The organism is Mailhella massiliensis (genome assembly GCF_900155525.1).
Lineage (GTDB): Bacteria > Desulfobacterota > Desulfovibrionia > Desulfovibrionales > Desulfovibrionaceae > Mailhella > Mailhella massiliensis.
The window spans coordinates 702,310-714,839 of the sequence record NZ_LT706952.1 but is presented as its reverse complement, the minus strand read 5'-3'; the positions used below and the strand labels follow the sequence as shown (position 1 = coordinate 714,839).

At 62.1% G+C, this 12,530-nt stretch carries 12 protein-coding genes and 2 pseudogenes; 8 read left to right on the top strand and 6 right to left on the bottom strand.

The window, feature by feature from the left end; all coding sequences use genetic code 11:
• Positions 1-14: 14 nt before the first annotated feature.
• The 4 genes from CZ345_RS13430 to CZ345_RS13415 form a co-directional block, all read right to left on the bottom strand.
• Positions 15-392 (bottom strand): RidA family protein, encoded by a 378-nt coding sequence (locus tag CZ345_RS13430; RefSeq protein ID WP_077073607.1) that lies wholly within the window; start codon positions 390-392, stop codon positions 15-17.
• A 69-nt stretch (positions 393-461) separates the two neighbouring features.
• Positions 462-872: an OsmC family protein gene (locus CZ345_RS13425; RefSeq protein WP_077073606.1), complete on the bottom strand. Its 411-nt coding sequence runs from the start codon at positions 870-872 to the stop codon at positions 462-464.
• 182 nt (positions 873-1,054) lie between these two features.
• The gene (locus tag CZ345_RS13420; RefSeq protein WP_239446696.1) at positions 1,055-1,780 is read right to left on the bottom strand and encodes a GntR family transcriptional regulator; all 726 of its coding nucleotides are present in this window, start codon (positions 1,778-1,780) and stop codon (positions 1,055-1,057) included.
• Positions 1,781-2,027: 247 nt separating this feature from the next.
• Positions 2,028-2,528, bottom strand: coding sequence for an aminoacyl-tRNA deacylase (locus CZ345_RS13415; protein WP_077073605.1), 501 nt, complete (start codon positions 2,526-2,528; stop codon positions 2,028-2,030).
• Positions 2,529-2,701: 173 nt separating this feature from the next.
• On the opposite strand from CZ345_RS13415, the gene CZ345_RS13410 reads away from it, so the two are divergent.
• The 8 genes from CZ345_RS13410 to CZ345_RS13375 all read left to right on the top strand — a co-directional run bounded on the left by CZ345_RS13410 (position 2,702) and on the right by CZ345_RS13375 (position 11,510).
• The gene (locus tag CZ345_RS13410; protein WP_077073604.1) at positions 2,702-3,934 is read left to right on the top strand and encodes a threonine synthase; all 1,233 of its coding nucleotides are present in this window, start codon (positions 2,702-2,704) and stop codon (positions 3,932-3,934) included.
• A 56-nt stretch (positions 3,935-3,990) separates the two neighbouring features.
• Positions 3,991-4,953 (top strand): Bug family tripartite tricarboxylate transporter substrate binding protein, encoded by a 963-nt coding sequence (locus tag CZ345_RS13405; RefSeq protein ID WP_077073603.1) that lies wholly within the window; start codon positions 3,991-3,993, stop codon positions 4,951-4,953.
• A gap of 120 nt (positions 4,954-5,073) precedes the next feature.
• Positions 5,074-6,585: a tripartite tricarboxylate transporter permease gene (locus CZ345_RS13400; RefSeq protein ID WP_077073602.1), complete on the top strand. Its 1,512-nt coding sequence runs from the start codon at positions 5,074-5,076 to the stop codon at positions 6,583-6,585.
• A 10-nt stretch (positions 6,586-6,595) separates the two neighbouring features.
• The gene (locus CZ345_RS13395) at positions 6,596-7,045 is read left to right on the top strand and encodes a hypothetical protein (protein ID WP_077073601.1); all 450 of its coding nucleotides are present in this window, start codon (positions 6,596-6,598) and stop codon (positions 7,043-7,045) included.
• 281 nt (positions 7,046-7,326) lie between these two features.
• Positions 7,327-8,532 (top strand): M20/M25/M40 family metallo-hydrolase, encoded by a 1,206-nt coding sequence (locus CZ345_RS13390; RefSeq protein ID WP_077073600.1) that lies wholly within the window; start codon positions 7,327-7,329, stop codon positions 8,530-8,532.
• Positions 8,529-8,975 (top strand): tripartite tricarboxylate transporter TctB family protein, encoded by a 447-nt coding sequence (locus CZ345_RS13385; protein WP_077073599.1) that lies wholly within the window; start codon positions 8,529-8,531, stop codon positions 8,973-8,975. The genes CZ345_RS13390 and CZ345_RS13385 overlap by 4 nt, the downstream gene beginning before the upstream one ends.
• 19 nt (positions 8,976-8,994) lie before the next feature.
• Complete coding sequence (locus tag CZ345_RS13380; protein ID WP_077073598.1) at positions 8,995-10,479, top strand: tripartite tricarboxylate transporter permease; 1,485 nt, start codon at positions 8,995-8,997, stop codon at positions 10,477-10,479.
• Positions 10,480-10,568: 89 nt separating this feature from the next.
• Positions 10,569-11,510 carry a Bug family tripartite tricarboxylate transporter substrate binding protein gene (locus tag CZ345_RS13375; protein ID WP_077073597.1) on the top strand — a complete coding sequence of 314 codons (942 nt, stop codon included), beginning with the start codon at positions 10,569-10,571 and terminating at the stop codon, positions 11,508-11,510.
• A 539-nt stretch (positions 11,511-12,049) separates the two neighbouring features.
• Here the strand turns inward: CZ345_RS13375 and CZ345_RS17790 are convergent.
• Both CZ345_RS17790 and CZ345_RS17785 read right to left on the bottom strand, forming a co-directional pair.
• Positions 12,050-12,152 (bottom strand): annotated as a pseudogene (locus tag CZ345_RS17790) (DapH/DapD/GlmU-related protein); the annotation flags it as partial.
• A gap of 234 nt (positions 12,153-12,386) precedes the next feature.
• Positions 12,387-12,527: pseudogene (locus CZ345_RS17785) on the bottom strand (maltose acetyltransferase domain-containing protein); the annotation flags it as partial.
• Positions 12,528-12,530 lie beyond the last annotated feature (3 nt).

Here is a 12,530-nt window from a genome sequence, read left to right as displayed (position 1 = left end):
GGCGAAGGTTGCCGCTACAGGACGGCGATGGCTTCCACTTCCACGCGGGCGCCCTTGGGCAGGGCGGCCACGGCCACGCAGGAGCGGGCGGGAGCGTCGGAAGCGAAGGTCTCGGCGTACACGGCGTTCACGGCCTGGAAGTCGGCCATGTCGGTGAGGAACACCGTGGTCTTCACCACGTTGTCGACGGTGGCGCCGGCGGCGGCAAGCACGGCCTTCATGTTCTTGAGAGCCTGGGCGGTCTGTTCCTTCACATCGGCGGAAACGAGTTCGCCGGTGGCGGGGTTCATGCCGATCTGGCCGGAAAGATACACGGTGTTGCCGGCCTTCACAGCCTGGGAGTAGGGGCCGATGGCCGCGGGGGCATCGGCGGTAAAGACGATGTTTTTCATGTGGAATCGCTCCGTTAGGGGTTACAGCATCGCCCGGCGCAAAAAACTGCGGCGGGTCAGGACTTTATATCAGCGCTTCCAGTTGAAGACAAACACCTGTTCCACGTCGGGGTGCAGGCTCAGGTGCACGGGGCAGCTGTGGGCGCAATGCTCGATGGCGGCCTTCTGGCGGTCGGTGTATTCGCGGTCGGGCATGTCGAGGATGACTTCGATCTTGCCGATGCGGCGGGGATTGGCGCTCATCACCTTGGTGATGGTGATTTCCGTGCCCGTCACGTCCACGTCGTGCTGTTTGGCGTAAATGCCGATGATGGTCATGCAGCAGGAGGCCAGGGCCGTGGAGCACAGGTCGGTGGGAGAAAAGGCTTCGCCCTTGCCGTTGTTGTCCACGGGGGCGTCGGTGATGATGGTGGTGCCGCTCGCGATGTGGGTGCATTCGACGCGCAGATCGCCCAGATACTTAGCCTTCATGTTAGCCATAGAGAACTCCTTTTCTCCGGAATGGCCCGGAGCTGTTGCATGTGACAGAGGACGCAGGCCGCACGGATTTTTCCGTAGTTAAGGCAAGCAATACCGGCAACCGCATGTTTAGTCAACTGTCTACTGTCGACAAAGTGAAGTGCGCCGGTTCTTCGTTCCGGCGAAAACGTGCGCGGAGGGCGCTATTCGGTGGGGAAGTGCGCGTCGCCCTTTCTGCGGCGCGAGGGAGTTTTCTGATCGCAGAAGCAGGCAAGCCTTTCCACCGATTCGGCGTAATGGGCGCGGATGGCCTTGCGGATGCGTTCCGGGTCGCGGGCGCAGAGCGCTTCGTAAATGCGGTTGTGTCTGTCGAAGAGTTCTTCCGGGGTGTAGATGGTGCGCCATTCCTGATAGAGCAGGTATTTCGAGATCACCCGGCTGAAACGCGAGGCAAGGGAGCGGAGCAGGGCGTTGTCGGAAAGGCTGAGTATGGTTTCATGAAACTGCGTTCCGAGTTCCGCATGTTCTTCGTAACTGCCTCCCGAAGCGACGGCCTCGCGCATCTGCTCCATCAGAAAGGTGAGCCTTTCCTGTACCTTGGGGGGCATGTTCTCTGCCGCGGTCACGGCGGCCTCGCTTTCCAGTATGGCGCTCAGTTCGTAGTTTGCACGAATGCTTTCCGGGGTGAGTATGGTCACGCACTTGCCCCTTTTGGGGTGCGACATGAGCAGCCCTTCCGCTTCGAGGTGATGCAGGGCCTCGCGCACCGGGGCGCGGCTTATGCCGCATTCGTCCGCCATGGCCGCTTCGCCTATGGAGTCGCCGGGCCTGAGTCTGCCGCTGCGGATGCGCTGCATGATGAGATGCGCGACTTTTTCACTGTAGGTGGTTTTATTGAACTGCTGCACATGACCTCCGACGATTCGCATACTGGCTCGGGCGCACGGCTTCCACCCTGTCGGGATACGCCCGGTGCGGCTCCGCGCCCGGCAGGGCGGCGGAAGGGCGCAGGCAGTATCCTTCCTGGGCAGGTGAAGTGATGCCTGGGGATTTTCCCGCAGGGGCGGGAAGCTTCGGCCCCGGGCGCAGACCCCGCGGAAACGGGGCGACGAGGTTTTTCGCCGGCTGCTCGGGCGGCGAAAATTTTAGCTTATGGGCGCTTTCCTGTCAAAAGGTTCAGTGGTCCTGCCCGCTGGAGAGTTCTCCCCATACCGGGGACACGATGCTCAGGGCAAAGGGCCGCATGGCCGCCACCACGCCGCGCACCCCGGCATTGATGTACACCAGCGGTAGCTCGAGCAGCGTCTGCTGCGCAAACACGGGCAGGGGAGTCTTCAGGTTGAAGGGGCAGATGCCGCCCGGCATGTACCCCGTCAGCTCCAGCGCCGTTTCCGGGGAGGAGGGCAGAAGGCGGCGTATGCCGGAAAGGCGCTCCAGCCTGTGCATGGAAACGCGCGTGTCGCCGTGGGTGAGCGCCATGACGGCTCTGCGCTCCTCCCCCTCCCTGCCGTTGTCGAACACGAGGCTCTTGATCACGAGGTGTTCTTCCACGCGGAGCTTCTGCGCCGCGTCGCGTGTGCCTCCGCGTTCTTGATACTCATAGCAGAGTCCCGCGGCCTCCATGCCCGCCGCGTGCAGAATGCGGAGCGCGGGGGCTTCATCAAGCAGATTCTTCATGATTTTTTCCCTGGAAAAATTTTATCGTTTTTTGTCGACAAAAAACTGTCGACCGATGTTGACAAGATGTTTTTCTTTTCACATACTGACCGTGAAAAGGCAAGAGTCGGGGCCTTCCCGTATGGGCGGCCATGAAACATGGTGTTTAACCTTCTTATTTTCCAGGAGAAAATATGAACGCTGAATGTACGGGCCTTGTTTGCCGCGATTGTGGAACGCGCATCGCCGAATCCGAATTTTCCCTTTCCTGCCCCAAATGCGGGGCTCCCATGCGTGTCGACTTTGCGCCCGGCTCCATCCGCGAGGCGCTGAAGGGCGGACTCCCCGCCTATGACGACCGTTCCTATCTCTACCAGTGGCGTTCCATCCTGCCCATTTCCGACGAGTCGCTCATCGCCGAAGTGACGCTCGGGGAAAAGGAAGCCTCGCTTCTGCGCTCCCATCGCTACGGGCCTTCCCGCGGCATCAGGGACCTGTATTTCAAGATAGAGCAGGGGCCCACCCTGTCCCTCAAGGACCGGGGCACCGCGCTCTGCGTGCTGAAGGCGCTGGAATCGGGCTGCAGCACCATCTGCCTTGCCTCTTCCGGCAACAATGCGGCCAGCGTGTCGGCCTACGGTTCCCGCGCCGGGCTGCGCCCTGTGGTCTTCGTGCAGAAGCAGGTTTCCCCCGCCAAGATCTTCAAGAGCCTCGTGTACGGCGGCAGAGTGGTGCGCATCGACGGCGACATGGCCGCCGCAAGCCGCGTCTGCGCGCAGATGGTGCGCGAGAAGGGCTGGTATCAGTGCGGCGGGCCCAACCCCTACCGCGTGGCGGGCAAGCGTACCTTCGCCTACGGCATCGTGCAGCAGCTCGGCCGTGTGCCGGATACCGTGCTCATTCCCTGCGGCGGCGGTGCGGGCATGGTGGCCGCCTACGACGGCTTCTCCGAAATGCTGGAAGCGGGCATCATCGAACGTATGCCCCGTCTGGTGGGCGTGCAGCTTGAAGCCTGCTGCCCCACGGCCACGGCATTCCGCGAAGGAAAGGACGTTGTCGTTCCCGTGGAGAAGAAGCCTTCTCTCTCCGACGCCATCATGAACAACAATCCCTACTGGGGCAAATACTGCCTCGAGGCCGTGCGCACCACCGGCGGCACCATGATTACGGTGTCCGACGACGACTTCATCCGCGCCATCCGCGCCCTCGGCCGTGAGGAAGGCATCTTCACGGAACCTGCGGGCGTGGTCTCCGTGGCGGCTCTGGACAAGCTGACGAAGATGCCCGGTTTCGAAGACCCCGGCGTCACGGTCTGCAATCTTACCGGTCACGGTCTGAACTCCCCGCAGGTGGCCACGAGCGATTCGGAATATCCCGAAGCCGTGGAAGCCTCCTTTGAAGCGGTGGAAGCCTATCTCGGAAAATAAGGTTTTTTGGAACGGCTCTGGAATCATACCTTTTTCGTAACCTTCAGGAGGTTGACATGAAAAAGTTGTCCTGGATCATCGCTCCGGTCATGGCCCTTTCCCTCTGTGCCGGCGTCACGGCTCATGCTGCGGACTATCCCGCCAAGCCCATCACGCTGATGACGGCCTTCAATGCCGGCGGCGGCAGCGACGTGAGCCACCGCCTCATTGAAAAATACGCCCGGGGCGTCATATCCCAGCCCATCGTGGTGACCTACAAGCCCGGCGCGGGCGGTGAAGTGGGCTGGACGTGGCTCATCGGCGCAAGGGCCGACGGCTACACCGTAGGCGGCGTGGATCTGCCTCACATCGTGCTTCAGCCTCTGCTGCGCGCCGAAGGTCAGCCCGGCTACAAGACCGAACAGCTCAATCCTCTCTGCAACCTCGTGTTCGACCCCGACGTGGTCATGGTGAAGGAAAACAGCAAGTTCAAGACGCTGGAAGAACTCGTCAACTACGCCAAGGCCAACCCCGGCAAGCTGAAGGTGGGCACCGTGGGCAAGTTCACCGGCGACCATCTCTTCCTCATGCAGATTGAAAAGCTCACCGGCGCCAAGTTCACCCAGGTTCCCTATCCCGGCGGCGGCAAGGCTGCTCCTGCGCTTCTGAGCGGCGAAGTGGACTGCTACTTCGGTTCCACCTCCAACTTCCTGCGCATGGAAGGCGCCCGCGGTCTGGCCATCGCCACCAAGGAACGCTACGACCTGTGCCCCGACGTTCCCACCTTCAAGGAACAGGGCTATGCGCTGGAATCCGCCAAGTACCGCGGCATCGCCACGCCTCCCAAGTTCCCGGCCGAAGCCCAGAAGTACCTGGAAGCCAAGCTTGCCGAACTTTGCGCCAATCCTGAGTATCAGGAAGCCGTGCGCGGCGCCGGACTGACCCCGTATTACACGAACGGCAAGGAATTCGGCGAAATCATCCAGCGGGAAAAGGACAAGGCCGTCAGCATTCTCAAGTCCTACGGCTTCATTAAGTAACGTCTGCGCCGGGGGGAGGCTTCGGCCTTCTCCCGGCCTCTGTTCTTACCGCCCGGGGTTCATGGGCACGATCCGACCGGGCCGGTTCCGCTCTCATTACGGAAACGCAGCGAGGCGTGTATGTTTGATATCTCGGTCGTTCTTTCCAATCTTTTTGAACCGATGACGCTGCTGCTCATGGCGCTGAGCGCCTGCTTCGGCATCATCATGGGTGCCATACCCGGCCTTTCCGGCACGCTCGGCATCGCGCTTCTTCTGCCGTTCACCTTCGGCCTGGAACCCGGCGTCGCCCTGCTCATGCTCGGCTCCGTGTACTGCGGTTCGGAATACGGCGGCAGCATTCCGAGCATCCTCATCAATACTCCCGGCACGGCGGCGGCGCTGTGCACCACCTTCGACGGGCATACCATGGCGCAGAACGGGCAGGCGCAGAAGGCGCTGCTCACCGCGCTCATTTCCTCCGTCTTCGGCGGACTTTTCGGGGTATGCGCCCTCATCTTCCTTTCCGTGCCTCTGGCCCATGTGGCCATGAGCTTCGGCGCGCCGGAGCAGTTCTGGCTCTGCGTGTTCGCGCTCACCATCATCGCCTCCCTTTCTTCCGGGCAGGTGCTCAAGGGCATCATCGGCGCTCTTCTCGGCCTGCTTTTCGCCTGCGTGGGCATGGACCCCATCACCGGCATCCCCCGCTTCACCTTCAATACCATGGAACTTATGAACGGCATCAACGTGGTGCCGGCGCTCATCGGTCTTTTCGCCATTCCTCAGGCGCTCATGCTGCTCAAGCCTGCGGGCGAACACGGCGGCATGGCTCCCTACCGTCCGGCTCCCGGCGTGTTCTGGCAGACGCTCAAGGACTTTTTCCGCCGCATCTGGGTGGTGGGCGTGGCCGGCGTGGTGGGCCTCATCATCGGCATCATGCCCGGCGCGGGCGGCAATATCGCCACCTTCATCGCCTACAACGAGGCCAAGCGCTTCTCCCGCAAGCCGGAGAAGTTCGGTACCGGCATCATGGAAGGCATCATGGCCCCCGAAGTGTGCAACAACGCCGTGGTCGGCGGCGCGCAGATTCCCATGCTCACCCTGGGCATTCCCGGCAGCGCCCCCGCCGCCGTCATGCTCGGCGCGCTCATGACGCACGGCCTCAAGCCCGGCTTCGCCCTGTTTACGGAACAGAGCGACGTGGTGTTCACCTACTTCATCGGTCTTTTCCTCGCCAACATCATGATTCTCGTTCTCGGCCTGGTGCTGGTGCGCATCTTCGTGCGCGTGCTCCAGATTCCTCAGAACTTCCTGGTGGTGGCCATCATCGCCATGTCCGTGGTGGGCGCGTACTCCATCAGCACCTCGGCCATGGACGTCATCTCCATGTGCGCGGGCGGCCTCATCGGCTACATCCTCATCCGCTACAAGTTCGGCGTGGCGCCCATGGCGCTTGGCCTCATTCTCGGCGGCATGATGGAAGAAGGCTTCAAGCTTTCCCTGCACCTCGGCGCGGCGGAAGGCAACGTGGTCATGTTCTTCTTCTCCCGCCCGCAGAGCCTCGTGCTCATCGCCCTCACCGTTCTTTCCCTCGTCTACTCCATCTGGAAGGAAATCTCCGCCGCCCGCAAGGCCGGGCAGGCCGCAGGATAAGGAGACCGTCATGAACAACAGCCGTATCGTCGATGTCAGCTGCGCCGTCGTCGTCATCCTGTTCTGCCTGCTGATGCGCTCCCAGCTCGTGAACATTCCCCAGGAAGGATATATCTTCCCCATGTGCATCATCTACCTGCTCATGGGTGCGAGCGTCCTTCTGGGCCTGCGGGCGTTTCTGACGGGCGGGCCGCACATGGCCTTCTTCGCGGGCATTCCCGTCATGCGCTGGTGCGTCATTTCCGCGATTTTCGTGGCTCAGTGCCTGGGGGCCATGTACCTTTCCTTCAAGCTCTTCATGGGGCTCGGTATGCTCACCACGCTGTTTCTTCTGGAAAAGAAGCATTCCGTGAAGGGCATGGTGGGCAACGTGGCGTATGTGGCGCTGTTCCTGCTGTTCTTCCAGCTTTTCTTTACCGACGTCATGCACATCTACTTCCCGGAAAATCTCTTTTACTAGCGGCGGGCCTCTGAAGCGCTTCGCGCGGCGGAGGCTTTGCCGGGGATGCGCTTCCCCGCCGGAAAAGGCGCGGCGACGGCTCCGGGAACATTCCCCGCCCGTCTTTTCCGGCAAAAGCGCCGTATGATGCCTGCGACTTCCCCTGCAAGGCGGGGGAAGTACCGGCCCCGGTCGGAAGAAAGAAGCTCCGCCGGGGCGGAAAAGGCCGGATGAAACCCGCTGCTGCGGCGTCATCCGCCCCTATTTTTTATGAAACTGGTCAGGATACTACGGAGTGAATCATGGAAGGCAACGCGCTTCTTCAGGCCTGCGAGCGGGAGCTTCCCGCCGTACTGGGGCTTTCGGAACGGCTGGTGAACATGGATTCCGGGACCGACGACCTGCCCGGTCTCCGGCGCAAGGCGGAAGCGCTCAAGGCTCTGTTCGAGGAAGCGGGCGGAAGCGTCCGTCTGCTCGAAGCCGCTCCGCCGAAACAGGGAAAATGGAATGTCGTCGCATCGTTTGCGGGAAAGGGCAGGGCGAAGATACTCGTGCTCACCCACTACGATACGGTGTTTCCTGCCGGGGAAGCCGCGAAAAGGCCGTTTTTCTGCGACGGAGAGAAGGCCTTCGGCCCGGGCGTGGCCGATATGCAGACCTCCCTTGCCATGATTCTCCGCGCCCTGCCCATGCTGCGCGGTCTTGAGGGGTGCGACTGGCATACCCTTACGGTCTTCTGCAATTCCGACGAGGAGTCCGGCTCTCTCGGCAGCCGGGAACAGATCATGGCCCTTGCGCGCGGGCACGACATCGCGCTCAACATGGAACTGAGCGGCGCGGAGGGCGATCTCATCACCGTAAGCGGGCGCGGCATGGCCAACGGCACGCTGCGCGTGCGGGGCAGGGCGGCGCATTCCGCCGCCGAGCCTCCGGCCGGGGTGAATGCCGGACTGGAACTCGCGCATCAGCTGCTTCAGCTTCAGGGGCTTTCCCGGCCGAAGCTGCGCACGGCGGTGAACGCCACGGTGGGGAGCTTCGGTTCCCGGCCCAACGTCATTCCCGACCGCGCGGAAGCGCTGCTCAACATCCGCGTGGCGGACGCGGCGGAATTTGACCGTGTGGAGAAGGACATACGGGAAATCATCAAAAACAGGCTCTTTGCGGAAAGCGAAGTCTCCTTCGATATGGACGTAGCCCTCATGCCCTACGGCAATAATCCCGTCACGCTCGCGCTGGCGGAAAAGGTACGCGACATGGCGCGCGCGGAACTGGGCATGGAACTGGGCTACCGCCATGCCATAGGCGGCAACGACACGAGTTTCAGCGCTCAGGTCTGTCCTTCGCTGGACGGATTCGGGCCGGGCTGCGTGGCCATGCATTCGCCCGAGGAATATCTGCCCGTCCGTACCGTGGCGCCTCGTCTGTATCTTCTGCTGCGCATGGTGCAGGAGGTGTGCCGGGGCAACGTGGTGCCTCTGAACGCAAGCGCCGGGGAGGAAAACGCATGAAGAAACAGGATGTGATAAGCGGCGTTCTGCTCATGGGACTGAGCGCGGTTCTCTACACGCAGACGCTGGTCGACCCCAGCGAGATCATGTTTGAAGACGACATCGACCCCATGAAGTATCCGCGTCTTCTCATTCTGCTGCTGGCGTTTCTGGGTGCGCTGCTGGCAGGCAGAGGGCTGTGCCTTGCTCCCGTGGTTTCCGCGGTGCCCATTTTTTCCCGGCGTACTCTGGGCATCATGGCCGTGCTTCTCGTCTATGCCGCCGTGTTCACCACGGTGGGCTTCTTCGTGTCGAGCTTCGTCGCGGCCTTTGCCGTGTCCTTCATCATGGGCTGGCGCAGGCTCCCCCTTCTTGCCGCCGTATGCGGCCTGTCCGTGGTGCTGATATGGCTGCTTTACACCTATGTGCTGCGTATTCCCCTGCCCACGGGCACGCTGTTCTGATCTTCCGGGAGCATAGTTTATGGACATGATACTTTCCACCTTCGCCGAAGTGCTGAGTCCCTTCCCCCTGATCATGAACCTTGTGGGCGTCATGATAGGCATGATCATCGGCGCGCTGCCCGGACTCGGTTCCGTGGTGGCCATTTCCATCTGTCTGCCCTTCACCTTCGGTATGCAGCCGCTTCAGGCCATGGCGCTGCTGCTCGGCGTGTACTGCGGTTCCACCTGCGGCGGCAGCATCGCCGCGGTGCTCATCAATACCCCCGGCACCCCGCAGTCTGCCGCCACCTCCATCGACGGCTATCCCATGGCCCGCATGGGCAAGGGCGGCGAGGCCATAGGCTGGGCGCTGGCCGCCTCCATTTTCGGTGGACTTTTTTCCTGTGTCATACTGGCGTTCGCCGCGCCTTCCGTGGCCACCTTCGCGCTTCAGTTCGGCCCGCTGGAAACCTTCGGCCTTATTCTCATGGGACTCACCTGCATTTCCAGCGTGTCGGGCAAGAATCAGCTCAAAGGCCTTGCCGCAGGCGTCATCGGTCTGCTTCTGGCCTGCGTGGGCATGTCGCCCTTCACGCCCGATGCGCGTTTCACCTTCGGTTTCTATGCGCTGGACGGCGGCATGGATACCGTGGCCGTCATCGTGGGGGTGTTCGCCATTTCCGAAGTCATCGACCGTGCGGAACGGATGCTGCATGAGAAGCAGGCCGTAGTGGCTTCCTCCAGCATCGTGAAGATGCCGCGCCCCTCCGACTTCCGCGGCCGCGTCCGGCTGCTCATCAAGTCTTCCCTCATCGGCACCTTCATCGGCATTCTCCCCGGTACGGGAGCCACCACCGCCGCCTTCATCGCCTACGGTGAAGCGCAGCGCACCAGCCCCCGGCGCGACAAGTTCGGCACCGGCGAACCCGACAGCATCGTGGCCGCAGAATCCGCCAACAACGCCGTGACCGGCGGCGCTCTGGTTCCCTCCCTCGCCCTCGGCATTCCGGGCGACCCGGTCACCGCCATCATGCTGGCCACCTTCATTCTGCACGGCATCACGCCCGGCGTGCGCCTCATGACCGACAATCCGGGCATCGTGTACGGCATTTTCGTGGCGCTTGCCGTGGCGAACCTGCTCATGTGGCCCTGCTGCTGTCTGACCACGCGCATATTCAACTATCTGCTCAAGACCCCGGAACCCATTCTCATGGGGCTCATCACCGTACTCTGCGTGCTGGGTTCCTACGGTTCGCGCGGCAACATCAACGACGTGGCCGTCACCATAGGCGCGGGCATCGCCGCCTATCTTCTGCGCCGCAGCGGCTTCCCCATGCCGCCCATCGTCATAGGCCTCGTACTCGGCCAGCAGTTTGAAATGAGCATAGGCCAGATGACCCTGTACAAGGCCGATCTCGGCTGGTGGGAGTTCATTTCCCAGTCGCCCATCGCGCTCTGCCTGTTCGCCGTCACCGCGCTCATTCTCTGTATGCCGCTTCTGCGCCGCGCCAGGGCGCGGAGCTGATGTTCCGGCCGGGCGGAGCCCGCTTCCGCCCGCTTTCTTCGTCCGCCCGAAAAGGGGCGCGAAACCTCAACCCTGTACAAGGAGCAAGCATGAACAGTCTCTTCAAACGCCTCGGTCTGGCTTTCGCCTGTACGCTGCTTGCGGCCGGATCCGCTCTCGCCGCCTATCCTGAACGCCCCATCACCATGATCGTGCCCTTCGGCGCGGGCGGTTCCAACGACCTTCCCGCCCGCGTGCTGGCCGGAATGATGGAAAAGAAGCTCGGCCAGCCCGTGGTCGTGCAGAACGTGGTGGGCGCGGGCGGCACCCAGGGTACCACTCAGATAGCCCAGGCCAAGCCCGACGGCTATACCATCGGCTTCGACCCCACCGGCGCGCTGTGCCTCCAGCCCCACATGAAGAAGCTGCCCTACGGAGTGGACAGCTTCCAGTTCATCGGCATGGCCACCCAGCAGCCCGTGGTGCTCATGACCGGCAAGAACGCTCCGTGGAAGAATATCGAGGAAATGGTGGAAATCGTGAAGAAGGCCCCGGGCAAGTACATCGTGGGCATTTCCGGCAAGGGCAACATGAGCCATGTGCCCGTGCTCGCTCTGGCCAAGCATTACGGACTCAAGTTCCGCTATGTTCCTTACCGTTCCACGCCGGAAATCATGAAGGAAATAGCCGCCGACCGTCTGCAGTTCCATGCCGACATGCCCGTGGCGCTTTCCCAGTATGAAGTGTACGGCCTCGTGCAGTTCTCCGACAAGAAGGTGGACAACCTGCCCATGCCGAACTCTGCGGATATCGGCCTGAACAAGAACTTCATCATGTGGCAGGCCTGCATTGCGCCCAAGGGAATGCCTGACGACGTCGTCAAGGTACTCGTGGATACCATGCGCGAAGTGGTGAACAGCCCCGAATACGCCGAAGCCGTGCGCAAGCTCAGCATGAACCCCTGGTGGATGGAACCGGAACAGGCGCAGGCTTTCTATGCCGAAGAATACGCCTCCTACGGTGAAGCGCTGAAGGAAGCTCTGGGCAACTAGTTTCCCGGAACATCATGAAAAAACGCTCTCCGCGTCATGCGGGGAGCGTTTTTTCATGCCTGTTTTCCGTCAGCCTTCCGGCATGAGGGACATGCGCCGCCGAAGGGGTTTGACGCTCTCCCGGAGAGAGACCGGCACCCCTGCGTGAAATATGGAGCGTTTCCGCCGTTTCCGTTCCGGGGAGAGGCAGGAGCGGGCCTGCCGGAAGGAGAAGATGACGGAGCGGGCGCAGGAAATTCCGGCAAGGCGGCGCTCCGCACAACGATGGCGGAGGAGGTCTTTTCGGCGCTCAGCGCCTGTGAGGAAGGAACGGCATCCGTGTGCTTTTCCGCCGGAAGAGCGCGGCGCAAGGGGCCTTTCATGGGGGGTGCTTCCTCGGAACCGGAGATTCCGGCATGTTTCTTCCGCGTACTGCGACGGAGAGGAGAGAGGACGCCTGCTTCCGCAGAAGGGCTACGGTCTGGCGGATATCCTGTCTTTTTCCGTGATGGGGCGCAGCACCCGGCAGGGATTGCCCGCAGCCACCATACCGGAGGGAATGTCGCGTGTGACCACGCTTCCCGCGCCGATGACGGAGCCGTCGCCTATGGTTACGCCGGGCAGAACGGTGACGTGTCCGCCGAACCATACGTCGTTTCCCACGGTGACGGGTCTGGCCCATTCCAGACCGGAGGCCCTTTCCTTCGCGTTCAGGGGGTGACAGGCCGTGTAGAAGCCGCACTGAGGCCCGATGAAGCAGTTGTCGCCGAAGCGCACGGGCGCGCAGTCGAGAATCACAAGCCCGTAGTTGGCGAAGAAGTTTTCTCCGAGACTGATGTTGAATCCGTAATCGCACATGAATCCGGGTTCTATGAGAAAGCGTTCGCCCGTGCTGCCGAGAATGCGGGCAAGGTGCTCTTTCCGTTCGGCAAGCTGCGAGGGCAGAAGCCTGTCGCACATCGCGCAGGCGTCCACGCAGGCCCGGTGCAGGGCCGTCAGTTCTTCGTCAAGGACGCTGTACACCATGCCCGCGATCATTTT

What these genes read in the sequence shown, in the direction of transcription:
- CZ345_RS13430 (WP_077073607.1), bottom strand. Translation starts at nt 392, where the DNA reads ATGAAAAACATCGTCTTTACCGCCGATGCCCCCGCGGCCATCGGCCCC.
- CZ345_RS13425 (WP_077073606.1), bottom strand. Translation starts at nt 872, where the DNA reads ATGGCTAACATGAAGGCTAAGTATCTGGGCGATCTGCGCGTCGAATGC.
- CZ345_RS13420 (WP_239446696.1), bottom strand. Translation starts at nt 1,780, where the DNA reads ATGCGAATCGTCGGAGGTCATGTGCAGCAGTTCAATAAAACCACCTAC.
- CZ345_RS13415 (WP_077073605.1), bottom strand. Translation starts at nt 2,528, where the DNA reads ATGAAGAATCTGCTTGATGAAGCCCCCGCGCTCCGCATTCTGCACGCG.
- CZ345_RS13410 (WP_077073604.1), top strand. Translation starts at nt 2,702, where the DNA reads ATGAACGCTGAATGTACGGGCCTTGTTTGCCGCGATTGTGGAACGCGC.
- CZ345_RS13405 (WP_077073603.1), top strand. Translation starts at nt 3,991, where the DNA reads ATGAAAAAGTTGTCCTGGATCATCGCTCCGGTCATGGCCCTTTCCCTC.
- CZ345_RS13400 (WP_077073602.1), top strand. Translation starts at nt 5,074, where the DNA reads ATGTTTGATATCTCGGTCGTTCTTTCCAATCTTTTTGAACCGATGACG.
- CZ345_RS13395 (WP_077073601.1), top strand. Translation starts at nt 6,596, where the DNA reads ATGAACAACAGCCGTATCGTCGATGTCAGCTGCGCCGTCGTCGTCATC.
- CZ345_RS13390 (WP_077073600.1), top strand. Translation starts at nt 7,327, where the DNA reads ATGGAAGGCAACGCGCTTCTTCAGGCCTGCGAGCGGGAGCTTCCCGCC.
- CZ345_RS13385 (WP_077073599.1), top strand. Translation starts at nt 8,529, where the DNA reads ATGAAGAAACAGGATGTGATAAGCGGCGTTCTGCTCATGGGACTGAGC.
- CZ345_RS13380 (WP_077073598.1), top strand. Translation starts at nt 8,995, where the DNA reads ATGGACATGATACTTTCCACCTTCGCCGAAGTGCTGAGTCCCTTCCCC.
- CZ345_RS13375 (WP_077073597.1), top strand. Translation starts at nt 10,569, where the DNA reads ATGAACAGTCTCTTCAAACGCCTCGGTCTGGCTTTCGCCTGTACGCTG.